Origin of the sequence: Pseudomonas sp. PSPC2-3 (genome assembly GCF_049898265.1) — a bacterium.
Classification (GTDB): Bacteria; Pseudomonadota; Gammaproteobacteria; order Pseudomonadales; family Pseudomonadaceae; genus Aquipseudomonas; species Aquipseudomonas veronii.
Map to the genome: position 1 here is coordinate 154,033 of NZ_JAFCXJ010000002.1, position 25,628 is coordinate 179,660.

Consider the following 25,628-nt stretch of genomic DNA (forward strand, 5'->3'; position numbering starts at 1 on the left):
GCATAAACATCCTTATCCCTTGATGCAATCGACGGTGTAACAACGACCACTGCCGTCGTCTTCGTGTTGCAACCCATGAACATCCGCGACAAAGCCGGGAAAACTGCTATCGAACGTGCGGGCAAAGGCCAGGTAGTCGATGATCGAACGCGTTGACTCGGTAAAGCGCTCACCCGGCATGATCAACGGAATGCCCGGCGGATAAGGCACCAGCATCACCGCGGCGATGCGCCCAGCCAAGGCATCGATGGACACCGCCTCGACGTCGCCCCTGACCAATTGGTCATAGGCGTCGGCCGGTTTCATCGCGATGTCGGGCAACACGGTGTACATCCGCTTGAGGTGTTTGGCGGTGGCGTTGCTACGGTAACAGCTATGTAATTGGTCGCACAGATCGCGCAGCCCCAGGCCTTGATAACGCACCGGGCCCTGGGCAAATACCGAAGGCAGGCAACTGGCAAGGCTGACATTGGCGTCGTAGTTGCGTTTGAATTCCAGTAATTCGGTGAGCAAGGTACTCCATTTGCCCTTGGTGATGCCCATGGAAAACAGCACGAGGAACGAATACAGGCCGGTTTTTTCCACCACCAGGCCACGCTCCCAGAGGAATTTGCTGACCACCGCAGCGGGAATTCCGCAGTCGCTCAACGCGCCGCCGGCAGTGAGCCCGGGCATCACCAACGTGACTTTGATGGGGTCCAGCAGCACGTAATCTTCGGCCACGTCGCCAAAGCCATGCCAGTCATCCTCGGGCTGCAACAGCCAATCCGCCGTGGCGACCCGGTCGATGCCGGCCACGGACGGCGGCTGCCAGATGGAAAACCACCAGTCTTCGGCGGCGATGTGCTGGCGCAGGTTGGCCAGGGCACGGCGGAAGCTCAAGGCTTCGTCGAACATTTCCTGCAGCAGCGAGCGCCCCGCCGGGCCTTCCATCATCGCCGACGCCACGTCCAGCGAGGCGATGATGCTGTATTGCGGCGAGGTGGAGATATGCATCATGAACGCTTCGTTGAACCGATCGCGGTCCAACTGCCGCGCGCCGCCGTCCTGCACATGGATCATCGAGGCCTGGCTGAATGCCGCCAGCAACTTGTGCGTGGAATGCGTGGTGAACACCAGCGGGCTGTCCGGCGTGCGCGACGTGCCCATGCCATAGCGCCCGGCAAAGAACTCGTGGAACGCCGCGTAGGCGTACCAGGCCTCGTCGAAGTGCAGCACCTCGACACTGTTGCCCAATTGCTGCTTGATCAGCTCGGCGTTGTAGCACAGGCCGTCGTAGGTGGAGTTGGTGACCACCGCCAGCTTCACTTTCGCCGGCCGCCCGCGGGTCAATGGGCTGGCCTCGATCTTGGCGCGGATCGACGCAGGGCTGAATTCACTGAGGGGAATCGGGCCGATAATGCCTAGCTCGTTGCGCTCCGGGCACAAATACAGCGGGATCGCGCCGGTCATGATGATCGAGTGCAACACCGATTTGTGGCAGTTGCGGTCGACCAGCACCAGATCATCTCGAGCGACCATCGAGTGCCAGACGATCTTGTTGGCGGTCGAGGTGCCATTGATCACAAAGAAGGTGTGATCGGCACCGAAATTCCGCGCAGCACGCGCTTCGGCTTCGGCCAGCGGCCCGGTGTGATCGAGCAGCGAGCCCAGCTCCGGCACAGACACGGACAGGTCGGAGCGCAGCGTGTTTTCCCCGAAGAACTGATGAAACGCCTGCCCCACCGGGCTTTTGCGATAGGCCACGCCGCCACCGTGACCGGGGGTGTGCCAGGAATAATTGGAGTCGGCGGTGTGTTGCACCAGGGCTTTGAAGAAGGGCGGCAGCAGGCCATCGAGGTACGTGCGCGCGGCTCGGGCGACTTGCCTGGCGAGAAACGGCACGGTGTCTTCGAACAGGTAAAGAATGCCGCGCAGTTGGTTGAGTTCGCTCATCGCATCAGCCGGGGCGTTTTCCAGGGTGACTTGTTCACCCAGGGCGAAAATCGGCAGGTTGGGCGCCCTCAGTCGCGCCAGGCGGATCAGTTCGACCATGTTTTGCAGCAGGTGGGTGTTTTCCCCAGCACCTTCGGCGGCGATCAGCATGCAGGCCAGGCCATGGTGGGTCGAGGCCACCAGCCGGCCTTCGGCGTAGTCCACCGCAGAAAAGATACTGAAGCCCTCTTGTTCCAACTCTTGAGCGATACCCCGAACCCGGTCGCCGGCAACGGTGTCGGCCTTGATGTCGCGATGCACGATAAGGATGGGGAACTTCAGGTCTTTGTACATGGGGGCTTTGAGTCCTGAGGATGATGCACTCAGGGTAGAAGCTGTGAGCGGATGTAGCGAATGAAGATTTTGAAAGCAGCGACTTACCAATGTGGGAGGGAGCTTGCTCCCTCCCACATTGTTGGATTGCGCTCAGCCAGATTATTGCTGGGTCAGTTGGGTCCACAACGCCGGCGCGCCCGCCGACTTGGCAATCGCTTCAAGCCGCGCCGCATGCTCGGCGAGGTCCTGCGCGCTGGCGCGGATGATCGGCGTCGGTTTGCGATCCGCCGGCAGGCGACGAATTTCCGAAGGGCGATTGCCCGAACCTTCCGCCGAACCGGCACCGTCGGAGGCATTGCCGGCCAGGGACAGGCTGGTCTGCCCGCCGGTCATGGTCAGGTAAACGTCGGCCAGGATCTCGGAGTCGAGCAACGCGCCGTGCAGCTCACGGCCGGAGTTGTCGACGCCATAGCGTTTGCACAAGGCATCCAGGCTGTTGCGCTGGCCCGGGTGACGCTCACGGGCCATCATCAGGGTGTCGAGGATCGAGCAGTGCCGGGAAATATCCGCGCGATCCGTCTGCCCCATCAGGGCAAATTCGTTATTGATGAAGCCGACGTCGAACGCCGCGTTATGGATGATCAACTGCGCGCCGTTGATGAACTCGAAGAACTCGTCGGCGACTTCCGCGAAGCGCGGCTTGCCTTTGAGGAATTCGTCGGTGATACCGTGGACGCCGATCGCGCCCTCGTCACTTTCGCGGTCCGGTTGCAGGTAGACGTGGAAGTGACGACCGGTGAGGCGACGGCCCATGAGTTCGACACAGCCGATTTCAATGATCCGGTGACCATCGGTCACCGGCATGCCGGTGGTTTCGGTATCGAGTACAACAGATCGGATGGCCATCAGGGTTCAGCTCTCAACGGTGTGGTGTATTTCAAGGGGCGCAATCTTAACACGTCAGCCGGCATCAGCCCTGCTTGTAGCCCCGCACTTCGTCGACGCCACGGTTGGCCAACTGGTCGGCACGCTCGTTGCCATGGTGGCCGATGTGCCCGCGCACCCATTTCCAGGTGATGTTATGGCGGTTGCATTGCTCATCGAGCAGTTGCCACAGGTCGGCGTTCTTGACCGGCTCTTTGGCCGCCGTCTTCCAGCCGCGCTTCTTCCAGTTGACCATCCACTCGTTGATACCCTTCATCACATATTGCGAGTCGGTCACCAGCAGCACGTCGCAACGCCGCTTGAGCTCTTCGAGGCCGCGAATGGCGCCCATCAGCTCCATGCGGTTGTTGGTGGTGTTGGCTTCGCCGCCCCACAGTTCCTTCTCCACGCCCTTGCACACCAGCAAGGCGCCCCAGCCGCCGGGGCCAGGGTTGCCTTTACAGGCGCCATCGGTGAAGAGTTCAACGCTATCGGTCATCGGTTACATCCATCAAAACGGGTTGCCGGGCTTAGGCCGGCAGTATCCCGAGGCCGACTGATCCGGCCTGAAATCAAAAAGAGGGTTCTACGGTTGGCTTTGCTTGCGGTTGACCTTGGCCATCGGCATCGGCACCAGTTTGCCCATGGGTTGGCGTAGCACCTGACGCACCGGCCGCAGCCCGACCACGATCTTGCGTGCGACCAGTAAATAGAAGCCGCCACCCGACAGCTGCCAAGCCCCCGCCCGACGCTCCCAGCCGGCCAGACGGGCCTGCCACTTGGTCGACGCCAGCGGCGGACGATAGCACCCGAAGCGGCGTTTCTCCAGCGCGAAGCCCAGCAGGTTCAGCCAGTCCCCCACCCGCGACGGCGAAATGCAACGGGCCTGGCGCAGGCCGTCATGGGCGAACACATGGCGCAGGCCCCAGCTGCTCCAGGGGTTGATACCGACAATCAGCAAATGGCCACCTGGGCGCACGCTGCTGGCGGCTTCGCGCAACAAACCATGGGGTGACAGGCAGAAATCCAGGCCATGCTGCAGCACCACCACATCGGCGGCGTGCTCGCTCAACGGCCAGGCCTGCTCTTCGCAGACGATCTCCACCCCCGGCAACGGCGCGCCCAGGCGCACATTGCGTTGCACCTGCGGCGCGGACGGCGGCGTCTGGGCCGACGGGCCGTAATGCACCAGGTAACCGCCAAAGAACCGGCCCAGCTCGTCTTCGAGCATGCGCCGTTCTTCATCCAGCAAAAATTGCCCGATCGGCCCGGACAGCCAGTCACGGGCCGCGCTGATCAGGGCCAGCCATTCAGGATCGGCCTGGGCGAACGCTTTATCAGTCATTGCATTCTCCAACTCGCCTAGACGTTCTAAGATGCACCAATGTGTTCAGCTTGGCGAATCGAAGAATGATACAGATCAGTGCCCTGCCCGCCTTCACCGATAACTACATCTGGTTGTTACAGGAACCCCAGTCCCGCCGCTGCGCCGTGGTCGACCCCGGCGATGCCGCCCCCGTGCTGGCCTGGCTCAAGCAGAACCCGGGGTGGACGCTCAGCGACATCCTCGTCACCCACCATCACCATGATCATGTGGGCGGCGTCGAAGCGCTGAAACGCGTGAGCGGCGCCACGGTCTACGGCCCGGCCCACGAAACGATCCCGGCGCGGGACGTTGCCCTGCAGGACAACCAGCGCATCAGCGTGCTGGGTTGGGACTTCGCTGTGTACGCCGTCCCCGGCCACACCCTCGGCCATATCGCCTTTTACCACCCAGGCGTGCTGTTCTGCGGCGACACGCTCTTCGCCGCCGGTTGCGGCCGCCTGTTCGAAGGCACGCCGGCGCAAATGCATGCCTCGCTGCAACGCCTGGCCGCCCTGCCCGCCGACACGCGGGTGTACTGCACCCATGAATATACACAGAGCAATCTCAGGTTTGCCCAGGCCGTGGAACCGGACAACGCCGATATCGCCGAACGGGTGGAAAACGTCAACCGACTGCGCGCCCGTGGCGAGATCACGCTGCCGTCCAACCTGGCCCTGGAAAAACGCACCAACCCGTTTCTGCGTACCGCTGAAACATCCGTTAAACAAAAAGCGGACGAACGGAACGGCCGCGACAACCGCTCTGGGGACGAGGTATTTGCTAGCTTGAGGGCTTGGAAAGATAAGTTCTAACGTGACGCAATCTGATACGTAATTTCTGAATGGTTGACCGGAACCAAAGCGCTTTCTAGAATCGCCCGACATTTTTGCCCGGAACTTACTTCCAGCCAATGTCGTCATCTACTCGTAAATCCAATCATTCAGACGCATTGACCCGCCTGGCTCAAGCCGTGGCGGTGGCTGTCTCCGCAACTCTGGCGGGCTGCCAATCGACAAATTTCGCTGCACAATCCACCGTGCAACCCAAACCGAATCTTGCTGCCAAGATCAAGCAAAAACCTATTTGGCTCTCAGAGAAGCCGAGCCCCGAAGCGCCCCAGGATGTCTGGGAACGCATGCGTCGGGGCTTTCAATTGCAGGACGGTCTCGGCGTCAACCCGCGTATCGAGCAACAACGCCTGTGGTTCGCCAGCAACCCGTCCTTCCTGGAGAACGCCGGCGAACGCGGCAGCCTCTACATTCATTACATCGTCGAACGCCTTGAAGAACGCAACATGCCCCTGGAGCTGGCGCTGCTGCCAGTGATTGAAAGTGCCTACAACCCAATGGCCTATTCGCGCAGCGATGCCGTCGGCTTGTGGCAGTTCATTCCCTCCACCGGGCGTTACTTCAACCTGCGCCAGACCCGCGCCTACGACGGTCGTCGTGATATCACCGCGTCCACCACCGCCGCCCTGGACTATCTGACACGTCTGCATGACATGTTCAACGGCGACTGGCTGCTGGCCCTGGCCGCGTATAACGCTGGCGAAGGCACGGTAAGCCGGGCGATCGAGCGCAACGAGAAGCTCGGCCTGCCGACCGACTACTGGAACCTGCCCCTGCCCCAGGAAACCAAGGACTACGTGCCCAAGTTCCTGGCGCTGTCCCAGGTGGTGCTGGCCCCGGATGCCTACGGCGTCAACCTGAACCCGATTGCCAACACGCCGTACTTCGAAGTGGTTGAAGTCAAGCAAAGCATGGACCTGTCACGGGTCGCCGCGCTGGCCGAGATCGACGAAGACGAACTGTTCCAGCTCAACCCGGCCCTGAAGCAACGCACCACCCTGGACGGCCCCCAGCATTTGCTGGTGCCCAGCTCCAAGGCGCAACTGCTGACCAGCAGCCTTTCGGCGATGAAGCCTGAAGAATTGCTGGCATTACGCCCTAAAAAGCCGGTTTTCGACGAAGTCGAGAGCAAATCCGTGGCCGGCCGCAGCCGTAGCTACAAAGTGCGCAACGGCGACAACCTGACGCTGATCGCCAAGACCAACAAGGTCGACGTGCATGACCTGCAGCGCTGGAACAAGCTCAACGGCCAGGCACTCAAGGTCGGCCAGACCCTGGTGATGCAGGACACGCGCAAGCTGGCGGCCAAGGCCGACAGCAAGAAGCCAGTGCAGTACAAGGTCAAGAAAGGCGACTCGCTGTATATCGTCGCCAAGCGTTTCAACGTCGAGATGCAACATCTCAAGCGCTGGAACCCACGCACTGGCATGGCGCTCAAGCCTGGGCAGATGCTGGTGGTTTCCGGGCCAAGATAAACCGCAGGCAAGCGCGCTCCTGTGGGAGCTGGCTTGCCTGCGATGCAGACACCGAGGTGTATCAGTTACATCAGGGTGATGCCATCGCAGGCAAGCCAGCTCCCACATTTGATCTCTACGCCGCTCAATACCTCGCCAGCCTCCTGCCACCCTTCCCAACAGCCTTTTTCCAACCGGAACAAGCTGTTACTGTACCGATCATAAAGCCCAAGCTGCCTGGATCGGATCTCTGACTTGACGCGTCCCCTCCTTCTACTAATAAGTCTGGCCTTGAGCTTTGCTGCGCACGCGACGATTACCGAAAGCCACGGTTATGCGCAGTTCGGCACGCTCAAGTACCCGACCAAATTCACCCACTTCGATTGGGTAAACCCTGCAGCGCCGAAAGGCGGGACGTTGCGGGTCATGGCGTTTGGCACGTTCGACACCCTCAACCCTTATACCTTCAAGGGTTCGAGCCCGGTTTCCACACCGAACTTCCTGCAATACGGCGTCAATGAGCTGAACGAACCGTTGATGGTCGGTACCGGCCAGTACGCGCCGTCCGGCGATGAGCCGACCTCCAGCTACGGGCTGATTGCCCAATCGGTGGAGTACAGCGAGGACCGCAGCTGGGTGGTGTTCAACCTGCGCCCGGAAGCGCGCTTTCACGATGGCAAGCCGATCACCGCGTATGACGTGGCGTTTTCCTATCGCACCCTGCTGACCGAAGGTCATCCGCAGTACCGCACCAACCTGCAGGAAGTCGCGCGGGTCGACATCCTCAACCGCCACCGTATCCGTTTTGTGTTCAAGCGCGCCGGCAACCCGTTGCTGATCCTGCGCCTGGGCGAACTGCCAGTGCTGCCCCAGCATTACTGGAAAAACCGCGACTTCAAGGCCACCACCTTCGAACCACCGCTGGGCAGCGGGCCCTATCGCCTCAGCAAGGTCACCCCGGGCCGGCAACTGGTGTTCGAGCGGGTCAAGGATTATTGGGGCAAGGACCTGCCGGTCAACCAGGGTTTCTATAACTACGACAAGGTCGAAGTGGAGTTCTACCGCGACAGCGACGTCGCCTTCGAAGCCTTCAAGGCCGGCGAGTTCGATATCTATATCGAGCATCAGGCCAAAAACTGGGCGAATGGTTATGACTTCCCGGCGGTCAGCCGCGGCGACGTGATCAAGGCGCAGATCGCCCACCAGATCCCGACCCAAAGCCAGGGCCTGTTCATGAACACGCGGCGCCCGACGTTCAGCCAGGCCAAGGTGCGTGAAGCCCTGGGGCTGATGTTCGACTTTGAATGGACCAACCGCACCCTGTTCAGCAACGCCTATAAACGCACCTTGAGCTATTACCCCAACAGCGAATTTTCGGCGACCGGCGTCCCGGTCGGCCATGAATGGTTGATGCTCTCGCCCTACCGCGACCAACTGCCGGCCAATCTCTATACCCAACCGTTCAGCCTGCCCCAGACCGACGGGCACGGCATCCCCCGCGACACCTTGCGCCGTGCCCTGGCCCTGCTCGGCGAAGGCGGCTGGAAGCTGTCCGGGCAGCGCCTGCTCAACAAGGACGGGCAGCCGCTGCGCTTCGAGATCCTGCTGGTCAACCCGAACCTGGAGCGCATCTTGCAGCCCTACGTGGAAAACCTGAACAGTATCGGTATCGACGCGCACCTGCGCACGGTCGACCGGGCGCAGTACAAACAGCGCCTCGATCAGTTCGATTTCGACATGATCCTGATGACCCTCAACCAGACCCTCAGCCCCGGCCTTGAGCAGTGGCAGTACTTCCACTCCAGCCAGGCGGCGATCAAGGGCAGCAAGAACTACGCCGGCATCGCCAACCCGGTGGTCGACCGCCTGCTCGAGCAACTGCTGGCGGCACAAACCCGCGACGAACAACTGGCCGCCGGCCGGGCCCTGGACCGGGTCCTGCTGTGGCAGCATTACAGCATTCCCAACTGGTACCTCAACTATCATCGCCTGGCCTACCGCAACCGGTTCGCCTTTGTCACCACGCCGCCCTACAGCCTGGGCCTGAGCGCGTGGTGGCTGAAAGCTTCGGAGAAAGCCCAATGATGTCTTTGCGTACAGCACTGCTCGGCAGTCTGTTGCTCTGCACGGCGGCCAACGCCGCCCCGCAACATGCGCTGACCCTCTACAACGAGCCGCCCAAGTACCCCGCCAGCTTCAAGCACTTCGACTACGTCAACCCCGACGCGCCCAAAGGCGGCACCTTTCGCGAGTCGAGTATGGGCGGTTTCGACAGCCTCAACCCCTACATCAGCAAGGGCGTGCCGGCGGACAATATCAGCCTGATCTACGACACCCTGGCCATGCAGAGCCTGGACGAACCCATCACCGAATACGGCCTGGTGGCCGGCAAGATCGAAAAAGCCCCGGACAACAGTTGGGTGCGCTTCTACCTGCGCCCCGAAGCACGCTTCCACGATGGCCACCCGATCCACGCCGAAGACGTGGTGTTCACCTTCCAGACGCTGATGAAGGAAGGCTCGCCGCTCTACCGCACTTACTACGCCGACGTCGACGAAGTGGTCGCCGAAGACCCGCTGCGAGTGCTGTTCAAGTTCAAGCGCACCAACAACCGCGAATTGCCGCTGATCCTCGGGCAACTGCCGGTATTGCCCAAGCATTGGTGGGCCACCCGCGACTTCACCAAGGGCAACCTGGAAATCCCGCTGGGCAGCGGGCCGTACAAGGTCGCCGAGGTCAAGGCCGGGCGCATGATCCGCTACGAGCGGGTCAAGGACTACTGGGCCAAGGACCTGCCGATCACCCAAGGTTTCTACAACTTCGATCAGCGCATCACCGACTATTACCGTGACAACACGGTAGCCCTGGAAGCCTTGAAGGCCGGGCAGTTCGACTACTGGCTGGAGTTCAGCGCGAAGAACTGGGCCAACGCCTACAACATTCCGGCGGTGGCCGAGGGGCGCCTGGTCAAGGAAGAGATCCCCAACGGCAACCCCACTGGCATGCAGGGTTTCGTGTTCAACACACGCAAGCCGATGTTCCAGGACGTGCGCGTGCGCAAGGCCATCAGCCTGTTGCTGGATTTCGAATGGAGCAACAAGCAGCTGTTCAACGGCGCCTACACCCGCACCCGCAGCTACTTCGAGAACTCGGAGATGGCCGCCACCGGCCTGCCCGGCCCGGACGAACTGGCGATCCTCGAACCGCTGCGCGACAAGATCCCCGCCGAAGTCTTCACCCAGGCCTTCGAACCGTCCAAGACCGACGGCAGCGGCATGATCCGCACCCAGCAGCGCGAGGCCTACCAGCTGTTGCAGGAAGCCGGCTGGCGCATCGTCGACGACAAGATGGTCGACGCCGCCGGCAAACCGGTGAGCATTGAATTTTTGCTGGCGCAGACCGAGTTCGAACGCATCCTGCTGCCCTTCAAGCGCAACCTGGCAGACCTGGGCATCGACCTGGTGATTCGCCGGGTCGACGTCTCGCAATTCGTCAATCGCCTGCGCTCGCGGGATTTCGACATGCTGGTGGGCAGCTTCCCGCAGTCCACCTCGCCGGGTAATGAACAACGCGAATTCTGGAAATCCTCCAGCGCCGACAAGCCCGGCAGCCGCAACTACATGGGCCTCAAGGACCCGGCCGTCGACCAACTGGTCGAAGAACTGATCGACGCCGACTCGCGCAAAAGCCTGATCGCCCATGCCAAGGCCCTGGATCGCGTGTTGCAATTTGGCTACTACGTGATCCCCAACTGGCACATCAAGACCTTCCGCGTGGCGTACTGGGACCATCTCGGTCATCCCAAAGTGCCACCGCGTTATGACGTCGGCACCGCCACCTGGTGGGCCAAACCCGACGTCAAACCTGCCACCACCCTGGACACGAGCGCCGACCCGGCGAGCGGAGGCGATTAAATGCTGGCCTATATCATTCGCCGCCTGTTGCTGATCATCCCCACGCTGTTCGGGATTCTGCTGATCAACTTCGTCATCATCCAGGCCGCCCCGGGTGGCCCGGTGGAGCAGATGATCGCCAAGCTCGAAGGCTTCGAAGGCGCCACCAGCCGCATTGCCGGCGGCGGCGCCGAAGTCGCGGTGGCCGGCTCCAGCTACCGTGGCGCCCAAGGCCTGGACCCGGCACTGATCAAGGAAATCGAAACCATGTACGGTTTCGACAAGTCGGCACCGGAACGCTTGTGGATCATGGTCAAGAACTACGCCCGGCTGGATTTCGGCGACAGCTTCTTTCGCGACGCCAAGGTCATCGACCTGATCAAGGAAAAGATGCCGGTGTCGATCTCCCTCGGGCTGTGGAGCACGCTGATCATGTACCTGGTCTCGATCCCGCTGGGGATCGCCAAGGCCACGCGACACGGCAGCCACTTCGACGTATGGACCAGCTCGGCGATCATCGTCGGCTACGCGATCCCGGCGTTCCTGTTCGCGATCCTGCTGATCGTGGTGTTTGCCGGCGGCAGTTACTTCGACTGGTTCCCCTTGCGTGGGCTGACCTCCAACAATTTCGATGAGCTGAGTTGGGGCGGCAAGATCCTCGACTACTTCTGGCACCTGGCCTTGCCCATCACCGCGCTGGTGATCGGCAACTTCGCGACCATGACGCTGCTGACCAAAAACAGCTTTCTCGACGAGATCAACAAACAGTACGTGGTCACCGCCAAGGCCAAGGGCCTGACCAACCACCGCGTGCTCTACGGCCATGTGTTCCGCAACGCCATGCTGCTGGTGATCGCCGGTTTCCCCTCGGCGTTCATCGGGATCTTCTTCACCGGCTCGCTGCTGGTGGAAGTGATCTTCTCCCTCGACGGCCTCGGCCTGATGAGCTTTGAAGCCGCGATCAATCGCGATTACCCGGTGGTGTTCGGCACGCTGTTTATCTTCACCCTGCTCGGGCTGGTGGTGAAACTGATCGGTGACCTCACCTACACCCTGGTCGATCCGCGTATCGACTTCGCCAGCCGGGAGCATTGAGATGAATCTGTCCCCCCTCAATCGCCGCCGGTTCGAGCGGTTCAAGGCAAACAAACGTGGCTGGTGGTCGCTGTGGCTGTTCCTGATCCTGTTCGGCCTGAGCCTGGGCGCCGAGCTGATCGCCAACGACAAACCGCTGGTGGTGCATTACGACGGCGACTGGTATTTCCCGGCGCTCAAACGCTACCCGGAAACCACCTTCGGCGGCGAGTTCCCCCTGGAGGCCAACTACAAGAGCCCGTATATCCAGGAGCTGCTCAAGGCCAAGGGCGCGTGGACGCTGTGGGCGCCGATCCCGTTCAGCTATCAGAGCATCAACTACGACCTGAAGGTACCGGCCCCCGCGCCGCCGTCTTCGGTCAACCTGCTGGGCACCGATGACCAGGGCCGCGACGTCTTGGCGCGGGTGATCTATGGCTTTCGCGTGTCGGTGCTGTTTGCCCTGACCCTGACCGTGCTCAGCTCGATCATCGGCGTGATCGCCGGGGCCCTGCAGGGCTTCTATGGCGGCTGGGTCGACCTGGCCGGGCAACGCTTCCTGGAGATCTGGTCGGGCTTGCCGGTGCTGTACCTGCTGATCATCCTCGCCAGTTTCGTGCAGCCCAACTTCTGGTGGCTGCTGGGGATCATGCTGCTGTTCTCGTGGATGAGCCTGGTGGACGTGGTCCGCGCCGAGTTCCTGCGTGGGCGCAACCTGGAATACGTGCGCGCGGCCAGGGCGCTGGGCATGCAGAACGGCGCGATCATGTTCCGCCATATCCTGCCCAATGCCATGGTCTCGACCATGACCTTCATGCCGTTCATCCTCACCGGCGCCATCGGCACCCTGACCGCCCTGGACTTCCTCGGCTTCGGCCTGCCGGCGGGTTCGCCGTCGCTGGGGGAACTGGTGGCCCAGGGCAAATCCAACCTGCAAGCGCCGTGGCTGGGCATGAGTGCCTTTGCCGTGCTGGCGATCATGTTGAGTTTGCTGGTGTTTATCGGCGAGTCCGCTCGCGATGCCTTCGACCCGAGGAAATGAGATGAATCAGGACAATCTGATCGAAGTCCGCGACCTCTGCGTCGAGTTCGTCACCGGCGAGCATCACCACCGCGTGGTGAACCACGTCAGCTTCGACATCAAGCGCGGCGAAACCCTGGCGCTGGTCGGCGAAAGCGGCTCCGGCAAATCGGTGACCGCCCACTCGATCCTGCGCCTGCTGCCCTACCCCTTGGCACGGCACCCCGCGGGCACCATCGAATACGTCGGCCAGGACCTGCTGACCCTCAACGAAAAAACCATCCGGCATATTCGCGGCAACCGCATTGCGATGATCTTCCAGGAGCCGATGACCTCGTTGAACCCGCTGCACTGCATCGAGAAGCAGATCAACGAAGTGCTCGGCCTGCACAAAGGGCTGACCGGCAAAGTCGCGACCCGGCGCACCCTCGAGTTGCTCGAACTGGTGGGCATTCCCGAGCCGCATAAACGCCTCAAGGCGCTGCCCCACGAACTGTCCGGCGGCCAGCGCCAACGGGTGATGATCGCCATGGCCCTGGCCAACGAGCCGGAGCTGTTGATTGCCGACGAACCGACCACCGCCCTCGACGTGACGGTGCAGTTGAAGATCCTCGAGCTGCTCAAGGAACTGCAGGCGCGCCTGGGCATGGCGTTGCTGCTGATCAGCCACGACTTGAACCTGGTGCGGCGCATTGCCCACCGTGTGTGCGTGATGCAACAGGGTTGCATCGTCGAGCAAGCCGATTGCGAAACCTTGTTCCAGTCGCCGCAGCACCCTTACACCCAGGAGCTGCTCGCCGCCGAACCCAGCGGCGGGCCGGCCGCCACCGCCGTCGGGCCACCGTTGCTGGAAGTGGACGACTTGAAAGTCTGGTTTGCGATCAAGAAAGGCTTTTTGCGCAACACCGTCGATTACGTCAAGGCGGTGGACGGCATCAACTTCAGCCTGCCCCAGGGGCAAACCCTGGGCATCGTCGGCGAAAGCGGCTCGGGCAAGTCCACCCTCGGCCTGGCGATCCTGCGCCTGATCGCGAGCAAAGGCGGGATTCGCTTCGAAGGCCAGCAACTCGACCGCCTGACCCAGCAACAGGTGCGCCCGTTGCGCCGGGAAATGCAGGTGGTGTTCCAGGACCCGTTCGGCAGCCTCAGCCCGCGCATGTGCGTCAGCGAGATCGTCGGCGAAGGCCTGCGCATTCACAAGATGGGCAGCCCGGCGGAGCAGGAAGCGGCGATCATCGCAGCGCTCAAGGAAGTCGGCCTCGACCCGCAGTCGCGGCATCGCTACCCCCACGAGTTCTCCGGCGGCCAGCGCCAACGCATCGCCATTGCCCGCGCCCTCGTGCTCAAGCCGCGCCTGATCCTGCTCGACGAACCGACCTCGGCGCTCGACCGCACGGTGCAGCGCCAAGTGGTGGAATTACTGCGCGGTTTGCAGGCCAAGTACAACCTGACCTATCTGTTCATCAGCCATGACCTGGCGGTGGTCAAAGCGTTGAGTCACCAGTTGATGGTGGTCAAGCATGGGCAGGTGGTGGAACAGGGCGACGCGCCGGCGATTTTCGCCAACCCGCAGCATGCCTATACCCGGCAGTTGCTGGAGGCGGCGTTTCTGGTGCCGACGCCTTAGCCCAGGGCCGTGACCTATCCGTTCAGCGCGAAAGGATAGGTCGCTCGCCTCAGGCCGCCAGCCCGCGCCCGGCCCGCTCCAGGTTGCGCCACAACCAGCCCGGCAATACGTCCGGGTCCAGGCTGTCGATCAGGTTCTTCAAGCCCAGCCCCAACTCCGTGTCGCCTTCAATCACCAAGCGACGCCGGAAGAACAAGGTGTCCGGATCTTCCTGGCGACTGGCCAGCAACAAGAACTCGCGCCAGTTACCACTGATGGTCACCTGGGCCTCGGCTTTTTCAGCGATGCGCAAGCCATCCCGCGCCAGCGTCAGGTACCAGCACAGCCCAAGGTCGGGGATGCGCAGGCACATCCAGCGCCCGCGCAGCAGGTCGAAGCCGCCGTCGCGCAACGGCTCGGCCAGGCAGCGGTTGAGGCCTTGCTGCAAGGCCAGGCGCTGCACCCGAAACGGCACGTGGCGCACCAGCGGCAACAAGCGATCGGCGCCCTTGAGCAGCCATTGTTTGCGACTCAACACAGGCCCACCTCCTCGACCCGCAGCATGCCGGCCTGGCCATGCCAGTAACCGTTGCAACCGTCGACGCACAACGGCGGCATCGCGCCCTGGCGCACCTGGTCGAACGCCTGGACCACACCGACCATCCCTTCGGCGCGTGGGCTCAGGCGCAACAGGTCAGCGCCACACGCGACCAGGCCGGGGTAATCGGCGAGCAGGTTGGTGACATCGGCCGACATCGTCTGAATCCCGTTCAAGGTGAACAACGGTTGCCCTTCCTGGCTGGTCAGGGCCATGCCGTCGGGGTAGTTGATGCAACAGAACTGGCAATCGTCCTTGGGCCGGTTTTCCGCGCGGGCGGTGAAGCAACGGGCCGAGTACGCCAGGGGCAAATGCCCATAGGCGAAGATCTCCACTTCGGGCAGCGGCCGGCCGAGTTCGCGCACCTGTTCCAGCACATCGGCGATCAGGCTTTGCGAGCACTCCACCGGCGGCACCCAGCGCTGCATGCCCGCATCGAGCAATTGCGCCAGGGCGTGGCCGTTGTACAGGTTGAGCGCCGGGCCGCCGACAAAAGGCAACTTGCGCTCGATCAGCAACTGCACCGCGCCCATGTCGTTGGCCTCGACCAGCACCTCGCCGTTGTCGCACAGGCGGCGCAGGCTCGACAGTTCAGAGGCGGCTTCGATCAAGGTCAGGCTCGACAGCACGATCTGCGCCGAGCTGCACGACTGCAACTCGCGGCCCAGGCCCAACCATTGATCCAGGGAAAACGCGCGGCGTTTGGAGCACACGGTTTCACCCAGGTAAATCACGTCCAGGGGCAAGCCGGCCATGTCTGAATAGAAGCGCCCCAAGTGTTCCTTATCCCAATAAAACAGCACCGGTCCCAGGCTGAGCTTCATCTGTGTTTCCTCATTGCCATGCGCGATGGTAAGCACCCAGGGTGGTCTGGCTGCCTTCGGAAAGTCCGGCCAGCACCTGGCGCCACTGGTCCTTGACCACAAAATTGGCCGGGGCGCTGCGGTGGGCGTCGAGGGCGGCGCGCCAGACTCGGGTGACTTGTTCCACATAGGCCGGGCTGCGTTGCCGGCCTTCGATCTTCACCGCCTCCACGCCGATGGCGCTGAGTTCGGGCAACAGGTCCAGGGTGTCGAGGCTGGTCGGTTCTTCGAGGGCATGGAAGCGCTTGCCGCCGACCAGGAAGCGGCCTTTGCACAAGGTCGGGTAGCCGGCCGGTTCCTCCGGGGTGTAGCGGTCGATCAGCACTTCACTGAGCCGCGCGCTGAGGCCATCGGCGTCGTCGCTCCAGCGCACCGCCTTGGCCGGCGAGCACACGCCGCACAGGTTGGGCGACTCACCGGTGATATACGACGACAAGTGGCAACGCCCTTCGGCCATGATGCACAGGCTGCCGAAGCCGAACACTTCGATCGGCACCACGCTGCTCGCCGCCACCTGTTTGACCTGGGCCAGCGACAGCACCCGCGGTAGCACCGCGCGGCGGATGCCATAACGTTCGACGTAGAACTTCAGCGCCGCCGCATGGGTGGCCGAGCCCTGCACCGACAAGTGCAACGCCATCTGCGGATGATGCGCGGCAGCATAGCCGAGCACACCCGGGTCGCCGGCGATCAGCGCATCCACGCCATGATCGGCCGCACGGTCGACGGCGCGTTGCCAGCGTGACCAGATCTTCGGTTGCGGGTAGGTATTGACCGCCACATACAGCTTGCGCTGGTGCTGGCGGATATGGGCGACGGCGGCGTCGAACTGCTTGTCGTCCATGTTCAGCCCGGCGAAATGCCGGGCATTGGTGTCATCGCGAAAACCGACATACACCGCATCGGCGCCTTGGCGCACCGCGGCTTTCAGCGCAGGCAGGTTGCCTGCCGGGCAGACCAGTTGCATGGAGACTCCTCATTGAAACTCGGCGAAGGACAAGAAAGGCACCGGTGCATCCTTGAGCAGCAGTTGCTCGCGCTCGACAATCACCAGGCCATCGGCCCAGCAGGCGGCGGTGAGCATCGCCGAGCTTTGCTGGGGGTGCAGGACGGCGCGCAATTGCCCATCCGCGCCGGGGCTCAAGCGCGCGCGCAGGTACTGGCGGCGCTTGTTAGGGGTAGGCCATTCAAAACCGGCCGGCACCTGGACCGGCACCGGCAACACGCGCTCGACGCCCTGGGCGCGCAACAGGAACGGGCGCACCACCACCAACGCAGTGATCAGCGCGGCAGACGGGTTGCCGGGCAGGCCGATCCACGGTTTGCCCGCCACTTCGCCAAACGCCAGAGGCTTGCCGGGCTGGATCGCCAGGCGCCAGAAATCCACGCGACCGAGTTCCTGGATGGCTTGTTTGAGATGATCCTCCTCGCCCACCGACACGCCGCCGGTGGTCAGCAGCAGGTCGCATTCGGACGACGCGAGGATCAACGCGTCGCGGCTGGCGGCCAACGCGTCGGCCATCACCCCGTAGTCGAGCACCTCCACGCCCCAACCGCGCAATAACGCGGTCACCAGGTGGCGGTTGCTGTTGTAGATCTGCCCCGGCGCCAGCGACTCGCCCGGCTCGCGCAGTTCATCGCCGCTGCTCAGCAGGCACACGCGCAGGGGGCGATAAACCTTGACCCACGGAATGCCGGCCGACGCCAGCAGGCCGACTTCCTGGGCGCGCAGGCGCTGGCCGACACGCAACAGGCGTTGCCCGCGCTGCATTTCTTCACCGCGCTTGCGCACGTGTTCGCCCAGGCGCAGCGGCGGGCACCAGATACGCTGGCCGTAGACGCGGCAACGCTCCTGGGGCACCACGCTGTCGGCGCCGGGCGGCAGCGGCGCACCGGTGAAAATCCGTACTGTCTGCCCGGCCTGTAAAAGCTCATCGCTGCTGTGCCCGGCAGCAATCCGCCCGGCCAGCACCAAGTAGCCGCCCTGCTCCGGCACATCGGCGGCGCGCAGGGCGTAGCCGTCCATGGCGCTGTTGTCCCAGCACGGCAGGTCGAGAGGTGAAAACAATTCTTCGGCGATCACCCGACCCGCGGCCTGGCCGAGGGGGATGACTTCGGTGGGCGGCGCAGGTGGCGCCTGCGCCAGCAGTTGCTCGATCGCCTCGTCCACCGGCATCAATTGCCCGCTGTCGCACACGCGGGTGTTCATGACCGCGCCTCGCAGGCGCTGAGCGCTTGTTCGAACTGAGGCTTGAGGTGCGCAACGAAGTTGCACGGGCCGGTGCGGCTGTCCAATTGACTGAGCAGAATCTGGTCCCAGGCAGTACGGCACGCGCCGGGCGAACCGGGCATGCAGCACACCAGCACGCCATTGCTCATGCCCGCCAGGGCGCGGGACTGCAAGGTGGACATGCCGATTTCCGCCAGGGACACCTGGCGGAACAGCTCGCCGAACCCGTCCACTTGTTTATCCAGCAGCGGCAACACCGCTTGCGGCGTGTTGTCGCGAGCGGTGAAGCCGGTGCCGCCGGTCATCAGGATCACTTGCACCTGAGGGTCGGCGATCCACTGCGAAACGCGGGCGCGGATCTGGTAGATATCGTCCATCACCAGGCCACGGTCGATCAGCACATGGCCGGCACCTTCTAGGCGCTCTACCAGGGTCTGCCCGGAGGTATCGGTGTCAAAGGTGCGGGTGTCGCTGATGGTCAGTACGGCAATGTTCAGGGAGACAAAACTGCGTTGGGTCAAATGGGCCATGATCAAGGCTCCAGGCAGGTAAAAAGATGCGCTCAGCCTGCGCCGCAACGGGCGCAGGGCCTATTCCTCGAAGGAGGTACCTCGTCAGGGCGCCAGCCGTGTGCGCTGCCAAGCGCCGTCTCGCAGGCGGTAGTCGAGGCGGTCATGCAGGCGGTCGGGGCGGCCTTGCCAGAACTCGATGCGGCGCGGTTGCAGGCAGTACCCGCCCCAGTGCTCGGGCCGTGGCGGTTGCTGGCCGGCGAACCGCTCGGTGACCTCACGCAGCAAACCTTCCAGCTCGCTGCGGTGGGTCAGCGGCTGACTCTGCGGTGAGGCCCAGGCACCGAGTTGGCTGGCGGCCGGGCGGTCGAGGAAATAGGCGTCCGACAGCGCCGGATCGAGGCGCTCGACCGCGCCTTCAATACGCACCTGGCGCTCCAGGCCGGGCCAGAAAAACGTCATCGCTGCATGGGGGTTGCTCGCCAGTTCCTCGCCCTTGGCGCTCTGGTAATTGCCAAAAAACACAAAACCTTCGGCGCTGAAGCCCTTGAGCAGCAGGATGCGGCAATGGGCGTATCCTTCGCTGTCGACCGTGGCCAGGGCCATGCTGTTGGCCTCGGCGGGAGGCGCTTCGGTCTTGCGCGCCTGGCTCAGCCACTGGCCGAACAACACCAGCGGATCGTCTTGCTCGCCGTCGTCCCGCAGGCCGTAGAGGGTGTAGTTGCGGCGCAGTTGCGCGAGGGACAGGGGCATGGGACGAACCTCCAGAGAATTCGCCACAGTGTGGGAACTGCGCAGGTTTTAGCCCTTGACCGCGATCAACAATCCGCCGCGTCATGGCGCCGCAGGCGGCTCACCACAATGACTTCGCCAGCACCACAATCACCACCATGTGCGCGAGAATGCTGCGTCGTATCCACAGCGCACGCTTGGGGCTCAGGCGCTCGCGGGTCAGCCAGTAGGCCAGCAGCAGGTAGTGCCCGATGATGCTCAGGGCGAGGAAGATTTTCAGGCTCAGGAACAGTCCGAAATGGCTGTTCCATGGCAGACCGCGGTAATGCCAGGCCAGGCCGATACCCGCGCCATACAGCAGCACCACCACGCCATGCAGCACCCGCCGCGAACGCCGGGCGATCGCATGTTCCGCGGTGAAACGCGCCGACCAGGCCAGCTCCTCGCGGGCGCTGTGCCAGATCACCACTTCAAAGAACAGCGTGCCGATAAAGGCGATCGCCGCCAGCAGATGCACGATCAACAACCACGAATACAGCATGCAATGCTCCTAACCGGGGTGCCCGTCGACCCGCGCCCGCCACAACATCGGGCCATACCGCCACAGGTACAAGCCCAGGCCGACCGACCAGCACAGCCCCGCCAGCCACAAGGCCGCCACGGGCCAGATCAACACCAGTGCCACCCGGCACACAGCCGCCAGGTTCAACAGGGCGAACGCCAGGGTCATCCCGCCCGGCGGCTGCAACGGCCGACCGGTATGGCCCAGGCTGACCCGCGCCACCATCGCCAGGATCAGCCCGGCCATGGCGCCGATCGTCAGCGCATGCACGGCCAGGCTCGGGTTGAGCGGCGCGCCGAAATGCCACAGCGCCATGCCCAGGCAGGCCACGGCCAACCATGCGTAGGCCAGGTGCAGCGACCACAGCAGCGGCACGCGCCACAGGCCACGGTCATGCCAGCGCGCCAGGCGCAGCAAGTGGCCCAGGCCGAGCACAGCGAACAGTACGCCGCTCCACCGGCTGGGGAACACCGCCAGCCCGCTGGCGTAAAGCAACGCCACCAGGATCGAACCGCCCAGCAACACACGGTCCAGCCACGGCCACGGCTTGACCGCATCGACCCGGCCCAGGCCACGTTGGGTGAAGAATGGAATCACCCGACCGCCGATCAGCCCCATCATCGCCGCCACCAGCCACAACCCCGTGAGCACCGCCTGGCGCTCCACGCCCTCGTCATGGCGCAGCAACCCATACAACGCCAACGCGTCTGCCACGGCGAGCAAGCCCAGCACCAGCACAATCGGGTAGTTACGGGTTTGCCTGACCTTCCACAGCGTCCAGCCCATCACCCCGGCCACGGCCAGCGGAAAACTCAGTTCCAGCACCGCCAGCAGCGGCCACGGCAGGTTCAGCAACCAACCCAGGCGCGCCGCCAGCCATAACCCGGCGAGCAACGCCAGGGGCGCGCCGCTGAGGCCGGGGCGGCCGGTCCAGGTCTGCACCGCGGTCAGCAAAAAGCCGGCGATGATCGCCACGCCAAAACCGAACAGCAGCTCATGCCGGTGCCAGGCCAGCCAGCCGCCGGCCGGTTGCCAAGTACCGGTGGCGCCGCCCAGGGCGAACAACCACAGAGGAATGACCAGCACCGCCAACAGGCAGGCACCGAGGAAAAACGGGCGGAATGCCAGGCGAAACAATGGGGGAATAGCCATGGCCTTGCGTCGATCGAGCACTTGCATAGCACGGCTCCTAAACAGATGAATGCGACAATCTTGCGCTGCAGCCTGCGCTTTGCCCTTGTCGTAGATCAAGCACGCCCGCCACGGACAGGGGAACTTTGCCAGGAAATAACCGCCCGAATCCGGTACGCTCAGCGTTTTTACTCAAGGAGTTAATTCCCATGGCCAAAGCCACCGCCCGTCACATCCTCGTTGCCACCGAAGACAAGTGCAACGAACTCAAGGCCCAGATCGAAGGCGGCGCCGATTTCGCAGAAGTCGCCAAAGCCAATTCCAGCTGCCCATCCAGCCGTCAAGGCGGCGACCTGGGCTCGTTCGGTCCAGGCCAGATGGTTAAAGAATTCGACACCGTCGTGTTCAGCGCCCCGGTCAACACCGTGCAAGGCCCGGTGAAAACCCAGTTCGGTTATCACCTGCTGGAAGTCACCAGCCGTCAGGACTGATTCAGTCCACGCTGATGCTTGAAACAACGGCCCGCCTTTTGGTGGGCCGTTGTGCATGGGATGACTGGCGATGCTCAGGCCGTTAGCGTACAAATCCCTATTCTCCTTCACCCGGCGCTCAAGGCAGATAATGCGACTGGCTTTTTCGACTCTATTCAGCTCCACCCTGGCCCTGCTGCTGGCCAGCACCGCTGTGATCGCGGCCCCGCAAACCTACCTGACCGTGTATGGCGAACCGGCCAAATATGGCGCCGGCTTCAGCCATTTCGACTATGCCAACCCCAACGCGCCCAAGGGCGGCAGCCTGCGGCGTTCGGCCATCGAGATCGGGCGCTTCGACCATGTGCTGCCCTATATCGACAAAGGCATCGGCGTGTCCCAGATCGACGGCTGGCTCTACTCGCCCCTGGCCCTGCGCTCCCTGGACGAGCCGTACACGGTCTACGGCCTGGTCGCCGAGAAGATGGAACGCGCGGACGACGGCCTGTCGCTGCGCTTCTACCTCAACCCCAAGGCCCGTTTTGCCGATGGCACACCGATCACCGCCGAAGACGTGCGCTACAGCTTCGATTTGCTGATGACCCAGGGCAGCCTGCGCTTTCGCACGCTGTTCGCCGACGTCAAACACGTCGAAGTCGAAGGCGAACGCCAGGTGCGCTTCGATTTTTCCAGCGATGAAAACCGCACCCTGGCGCTGGATATCGCCACCCTGCCGGTGTTCCCCGAGCACTGGTGGAAAACCCGCGACTTCGCCAACGGCGGCGGCTACGAAGCGCCGCTGGGCAGCGGCCCGTACAAAATCAGCAAGATCGACGCGGGCAGCACCATCACCTTTACCCGCAACCCTGATTGGTGGGGCAAGGACTTGCCGGTCAGCCGCGGTCTGTACAACTTCAATCACCTGAGCCTGGAATATTTCGGCGACACCGAAGTGGCGCGCCAGGTGCTGCGTGGCGGCGCGTATGACTTCAACCGCGAGTTCTCCGCCACCGGTTACTCCATCGGCTACAACGGCCCGGCACTGGACGACGGGCGCCTGCAACGCGCGCACCTGGCCAAAGAGATGCCGCAACCGGCCCAAGGCTATGTGTTCAACGTGCAGAAACCGATGTTCCAGGACCGCCGCGTGCGCCAGGCCCTGGCGATGCTGTGGGATTTCGAATGGGCCAACCGGCAGATGATGCGCAACCTGTACATCCGCCAGCAAAGCTACTTCTCCAATAGCCCGCTGGCCGCGAGCGAATTGCCGACCCCGGAAGAGCTGGCGATCCTCGAACCTCTGCGCGGCCAGGTGCCCGACGAGGTGTTCAGCCAGGTCTTCAAAGCCCCGGTCACCGACGGCAGCGGCATGATCCGCGACAAGCAACTGCAAGCCTTGGCCCTGCTGGAAGAAGCCGGCTGGAACCCCGACGGCGACAAGCTGGTCAACGCCGAGGGCGAGCCGCTGGAATTCACCTTCCTCTATGCCCAACCCGGCCTCGAGCGTCTGTTGCTGCCGTACAAGCGCAACCTGGCGCAGATCGGCATCACCCTGATCATCCGCCGCATCGACTCCTCGCAGTACGTCAACCGGCTGATGACGCGGGACTACGACATGATCGTCACCGGCTTCCCGGTCACCACCTCGCCGGGGATGGAGCTGTACAACTACTTCGGCTCCAGCGCCGCGTTCGACCCGGGCGCCAACAACTACATGGTGCTCAAGGACCCGGCCGTCGACAGCCTGATCAAGGGCCTGGTGAAAGCCAACACCCAGGCGCAGATGCTCACCTACGCCCACGCCCTGGACCGGGTGCTGCAATGGAACTACCTGTGGATCCCCAATTACTACCCGCCCGGCACGTCCGCCGCGTGGTGGAACCGCTTCGGCCGCCCGGCGATCGAGGCGAAGAATGACGAAGCCCTGGAAACCTGGTGGGAAATCAGCCCCACGCCACTGACGAACGCACAAATGAGCGCGGAGCTTAAAAAACGCGGAGGGATGCGCTGATGTTTGCCTATATCGTGCGACGCCTGCTGTTGATCATCCCGACGCTGGTGATCATCCTGCTGGTCAATTTCGTGATCGTGCAGGCCGCGCCCGGCGGGCCGGTGGAACAGGCGATCGCCCACCTGCAAGGGATCGGCGGCGGCGGCATCGGCGGTTCCGCCGGCGAAGGCCTCGGCAGCGGCTCGCGGGCCAGCCGTGGCCTGGACCCGAAACTGATCAAGGACATCGAAAAACAATACGGCTTCGACAAGCCGGCGCCGGAGCGCCTGTGGCTGATGCTCAAGAGCTACGCCCGGCTGGACTTCGGCAACAGCTTCTTTCGCGGCGCGACCGTCACCGACCTGATCCTGGAAAAGATGCCGGTGACCATCTCCCTCGGCCTGTGGGCCACGCTGATCACCTACCTGGTGTCGATTCCCCTGGGGATCCGCAAGGCGGTGCGCCATGGCAGCAACTTCGATGTGTGGAGCAGCACCGCCATCGTGATCGGCTATGCGATGCCGGCGTTCCTGTTTGCGATGTTCCTGATCGTGGTGTTCGCTGGCGGCACCTCGCTGAACTGGTTCCCGGTGCGCGGCCTGGTCTCGGAAAACTTCGACGAACTGAGCACGGTGGGCAAGGTCGCCGACTATTTCTGGCACCTGGTCTTGCCGGTCACGGCGCTGGTGATCGGCGGGTTCGCCACCCTGACCATCCTGACGAAAAACTCGTTCCTCAATGAGATCACGCGCCAATACGTGGTTACCGCCCGCGCCAAAGGCTTGAGCGAACGGCAGGTGCTGTACGGGCATGTGTTCCGCAATGCGATGCTGCTGGTGATCTCGGGGATTCCCCAGGCGTTTATCAGCGTGTTCTTTGCCGGCTCGTTGCTGATCGAGGTGATCTTTTCCCTCGACGGCCTCGGGCGCATGAGCTACGAAGCCGCGGTGTCCCGCGACTACCCGGTGGTGTTCGGTTCGCTGTTTATCTTCACCCTGTTCGGCCTCTTGATAAAACTGATCGGCGACCTCTGCTACACCCTGGTGGACCCGCGTATCGACTTCGCCGCGAGGAACGCCTGATGTTCAATCTATCTCCCGTGGCCCGTCGGCGTTTCGAGCGGTTCAAGAAGAACCGCCGCGGCTGGTGGTCACTGTGGCTGTTTATCGGCCTGTTCATCCTGACCCTGGGTGGCGAGTTGATCGCCAATGACAAGCCCTTGGTGTTGAGCTTCAAGAACGAGCTGTATTTTCCGGTGTTCAAGCGCTACACCGAGCAGCAGTTTGGCGGGCAATTACCGTTCCAGGCCGACTATCGCAGCGACTACGTACAGAAGCTGATCAAGCAGGACGGCGGCTGGATGCTGTTCCCGCCAGTGCCGTTCAACGACGACACGCCCAACTACGAACTGACCCGCCCTGCCCCCAGCCCGCCCTCGGCGGTGAACTGGCTGGGCACCGACGACCAGTCGCGCGACGTGGTGGCGCGGGTGATCTTCGGCGCGCGGGTGTCGATCCTGTTTGCCCTGGCGCTCACCGCGATCAGTGCGAGCATCGGCATCGCCGCGGGCGCGTTGCAGGGTTACTACGGCGGCTGGGTCGACCTGATCGGTCAGCGGGTGCTGGAAGTGTGGTCCGGGTTGCCGGTGCTGTACCTGCTGATCATCCTGTCCGGCTTTGTCGAACCGAACTTCTGGTGGCTGCTGGGGATCATGGCGCTGTTTTCCTGGCTGGCCCTGGTGGACGTGGTGCGCGCCGAGTTCCTGCGCGGGCGCAACCTGGAGTACGTCAAGGCGGCGCGGGCCCTGGGTTTGAGCGACGCCAAGATCATGCGCCGACACATCCTGCCCAATGCCATGACGGCCACCCTGAGCTACCTGCCGTTTATTTTGACCGGGGCGATTTCCACCTTGAGCGCCCTGGATTTCCTCGGCTTCGGCATGCCGGCGGGCAGCGCGTCGCTGGGTGAGTTGATCGCCCAGGGCAAGCAAAACCTGCAAGCGCCATGGCTGGGCCTGACGGCGTTTTTCACCTTGGCGCTGATTCTGTCGCTGCTGGTATTTATCGGCGAGGCGTTGCGCGATGCCTTCGACCCCCGTGCATGAGTG

The 25,628-nt window shown here is 63.1% G+C and carries 23 protein-coding genes; 11 read left to right on the plus strand and 12 right to left on the minus strand.

What is annotated here, in order from left to right:
- Positions 1-12: 12 nt before the first annotated feature.
- The 4 genes from ACP7E3_RS04625 to ACP7E3_RS04640 all read right to left on the minus strand — a co-directional run bounded on the left by ACP7E3_RS04625 (position 13) and on the right by ACP7E3_RS04640 (position 4,519).
- Positions 13-2,268, minus strand: a complete 2,256-nt coding sequence (locus ACP7E3_RS04625) for an Orn/Lys/Arg decarboxylase N-terminal domain-containing protein (protein ID WP_046383130.1) — start codon at positions 2,266-2,268, stop codon at positions 13-15.
- A gap of 141 nt (positions 2,269-2,409) precedes the next feature.
- The gene (gene dnaQ / locus ACP7E3_RS04630; RefSeq protein WP_164887049.1) at positions 2,410-3,150 is read right to left on the minus strand and encodes a DNA polymerase III subunit epsilon; all 741 of its coding nucleotides are present in this window, start codon (positions 3,148-3,150) and stop codon (positions 2,410-2,412) included.
- Between the two features lie 70 nt (positions 3,151-3,220).
- Complete coding sequence (gene rnhA / locus ACP7E3_RS04635) at positions 3,221-3,673, minus strand: ribonuclease HI (RefSeq protein WP_017846619.1); 453 nt, start codon at positions 3,671-3,673, stop codon at positions 3,221-3,223.
- 87 nt (positions 3,674-3,760) lie between these two features.
- Entirely contained in the window at positions 3,761-4,519 is a 759-nt protein-coding gene (locus ACP7E3_RS04640) for a class I SAM-dependent methyltransferase (protein WP_017846620.1), read from the minus strand.
- A gap of 65 nt (positions 4,520-4,584) precedes the next feature.
- Between ACP7E3_RS04640 and gloB the strand changes: the two genes are divergently transcribed.
- From gloB to ACP7E3_RS04675, 7 genes are all read left to right on the plus strand, one after another.
- A complete protein-coding gene (gene gloB / locus ACP7E3_RS04645; RefSeq protein WP_057005425.1) occupies positions 4,585-5,352 on the plus strand; it encodes a hydroxyacylglutathione hydrolase in 768 nt (255 codons plus the stop codon).
- A 98-nt stretch (positions 5,353-5,450) separates the two neighbouring features.
- Positions 5,451-6,863 (plus strand): transglycosylase SLT domain-containing protein, encoded by a 1,413-nt coding sequence (locus ACP7E3_RS04650; protein WP_426122409.1) that lies wholly within the window; start codon positions 5,451-5,453, stop codon positions 6,861-6,863.
- 234 nt (positions 6,864-7,097) lie between these two features.
- Positions 7,098-8,927: an extracellular solute-binding protein gene (locus ACP7E3_RS04655; RefSeq protein WP_046383127.1), complete on the plus strand. Its 1,830-nt coding sequence runs from the start codon at positions 7,098-7,100 to the stop codon at positions 8,925-8,927.
- A complete protein-coding gene (locus ACP7E3_RS04660) occupies positions 8,924-10,756 on the plus strand; it encodes an extracellular solute-binding protein (protein WP_426122411.1) in 1,833 nt (610 codons plus the stop codon). The genes ACP7E3_RS04655 and ACP7E3_RS04660 overlap by 4 nt, the downstream gene beginning before the upstream one ends.
- Positions 10,757-11,830, plus strand: a complete 1,074-nt coding sequence (locus tag ACP7E3_RS04665) for a microcin C ABC transporter permease YejB (RefSeq protein ID WP_017846625.1) — start codon at positions 10,757-10,759, stop codon at positions 11,828-11,830.
- A 1-nt stretch (position 11,831) separates the two neighbouring features.
- Positions 11,832-12,851 carry an ABC transporter permease gene (locus ACP7E3_RS04670; RefSeq protein WP_017846626.1) on the plus strand — a complete coding sequence of 340 codons (1,020 nt, stop codon included), beginning with the start codon at positions 11,832-11,834 and terminating at the stop codon, positions 12,849-12,851.
- A 1-nt stretch (position 12,852) separates the two neighbouring features.
- Complete coding sequence (locus ACP7E3_RS04675; protein WP_128192527.1) at positions 12,853-14,457, plus strand: ABC transporter ATP-binding protein; 1,605 nt, start codon at positions 12,853-12,855, stop codon at positions 14,455-14,457.
- A gap of 49 nt (positions 14,458-14,506) precedes the next feature.
- Here ACP7E3_RS04675 and ubiT read toward each other — a convergent pair whose 3' ends face one another.
- The 8 genes from ubiT to ACP7E3_RS04715 form a co-directional block, all read right to left on the minus strand.
- Positions 14,507-14,974, minus strand: coding sequence for a ubiquinone anaerobic biosynthesis accessory factor UbiT (gene ubiT, locus ACP7E3_RS04680; protein WP_017846628.1), 468 nt, complete (start codon positions 14,972-14,974; stop codon positions 14,507-14,509).
- Complete coding sequence (locus tag ACP7E3_RS04685) at positions 14,968-15,858, minus strand: U32 family peptidase (protein ID WP_046383125.1); 891 nt, start codon at positions 15,856-15,858, stop codon at positions 14,968-14,970. The genes ubiT and ACP7E3_RS04685 overlap by 7 nt, the downstream gene beginning before the upstream one ends.
- 10 nt (positions 15,859-15,868) lie before the next feature.
- Positions 15,869-16,864 carry a ubiquinone anaerobic biosynthesis protein UbiU gene (gene ubiU, locus ACP7E3_RS04690; protein ID WP_017846630.1) on the minus strand — a complete coding sequence of 332 codons (996 nt, stop codon included), beginning with the start codon at positions 16,862-16,864 and terminating at the stop codon, positions 15,869-15,871.
- A 9-nt stretch (positions 16,865-16,873) separates the two neighbouring features.
- Positions 16,874-18,106, minus strand: a complete 1,233-nt coding sequence (gene glp / locus ACP7E3_RS04695) for a molybdopterin molybdotransferase MoeA (protein ID WP_046383124.1) — start codon at positions 18,104-18,106, stop codon at positions 16,874-16,876.
- On the minus strand, positions 18,103-18,657 hold the full coding sequence (gene moaB, locus ACP7E3_RS04700; RefSeq protein WP_046383123.1) for a molybdenum cofactor biosynthesis protein B: 555 nt from the start codon (positions 18,655-18,657) through the stop codon (positions 18,103-18,105). Before moaB ends, glp begins: the two co-directional genes overlap by 4 nt.
- Before the next feature lie 84 nt (positions 18,658-18,741).
- Positions 18,742-19,389 carry a pyridoxamine 5'-phosphate oxidase gene (gene pdxH / locus ACP7E3_RS04705; RefSeq protein WP_017846633.1) on the minus strand — a complete coding sequence of 216 codons (648 nt, stop codon included), beginning with the start codon at positions 19,387-19,389 and terminating at the stop codon, positions 18,742-18,744.
- Between the two features lie 100 nt (positions 19,390-19,489).
- A complete protein-coding gene (locus ACP7E3_RS04710; protein WP_057005429.1) occupies positions 19,490-19,909 on the minus strand; it encodes a hypothetical protein in 420 nt (139 codons plus the stop codon).
- 9 nt (positions 19,910-19,918) lie between these two features.
- Complete coding sequence (locus ACP7E3_RS04715) at positions 19,919-21,109, minus strand: NnrS family protein (protein ID WP_079444090.1); 1,191 nt, start codon at positions 21,107-21,109, stop codon at positions 19,919-19,921.
- A gap of 161 nt (positions 21,110-21,270) precedes the next feature.
- Here ACP7E3_RS04715 and ACP7E3_RS04720 point away from each other — a divergent pair, with 161 nt between their 5' ends.
- From ACP7E3_RS04720 to ACP7E3_RS04735, 4 genes are all read left to right on the plus strand, one after another.
- Positions 21,271-21,552, plus strand: a complete 282-nt coding sequence (locus ACP7E3_RS04720) for a peptidylprolyl isomerase (RefSeq protein ID WP_003208024.1) — start codon at positions 21,271-21,273, stop codon at positions 21,550-21,552.
- A 130-nt stretch (positions 21,553-21,682) separates the two neighbouring features.
- A complete protein-coding gene (locus ACP7E3_RS04725; protein ID WP_017846636.1) occupies positions 21,683-23,542 on the plus strand; it encodes an extracellular solute-binding protein in 1,860 nt (619 codons plus the stop codon).
- Positions 23,542-24,603 (plus strand): microcin C ABC transporter permease YejB, encoded by a 1,062-nt coding sequence (locus tag ACP7E3_RS04730; RefSeq protein ID WP_057005432.1) that lies wholly within the window; start codon positions 23,542-23,544, stop codon positions 24,601-24,603. The genes ACP7E3_RS04725 and ACP7E3_RS04730 overlap by 1 nt, the downstream gene beginning before the upstream one ends.
- Positions 24,603-25,625 (plus strand): ABC transporter permease, encoded by a 1,023-nt coding sequence (locus ACP7E3_RS04735; protein WP_057005433.1) that lies wholly within the window; start codon positions 24,603-24,605, stop codon positions 25,623-25,625. Before ACP7E3_RS04730 ends, ACP7E3_RS04735 begins: the two co-directional genes overlap by 1 nt.
- Positions 25,626-25,628 lie beyond the last annotated feature (3 nt).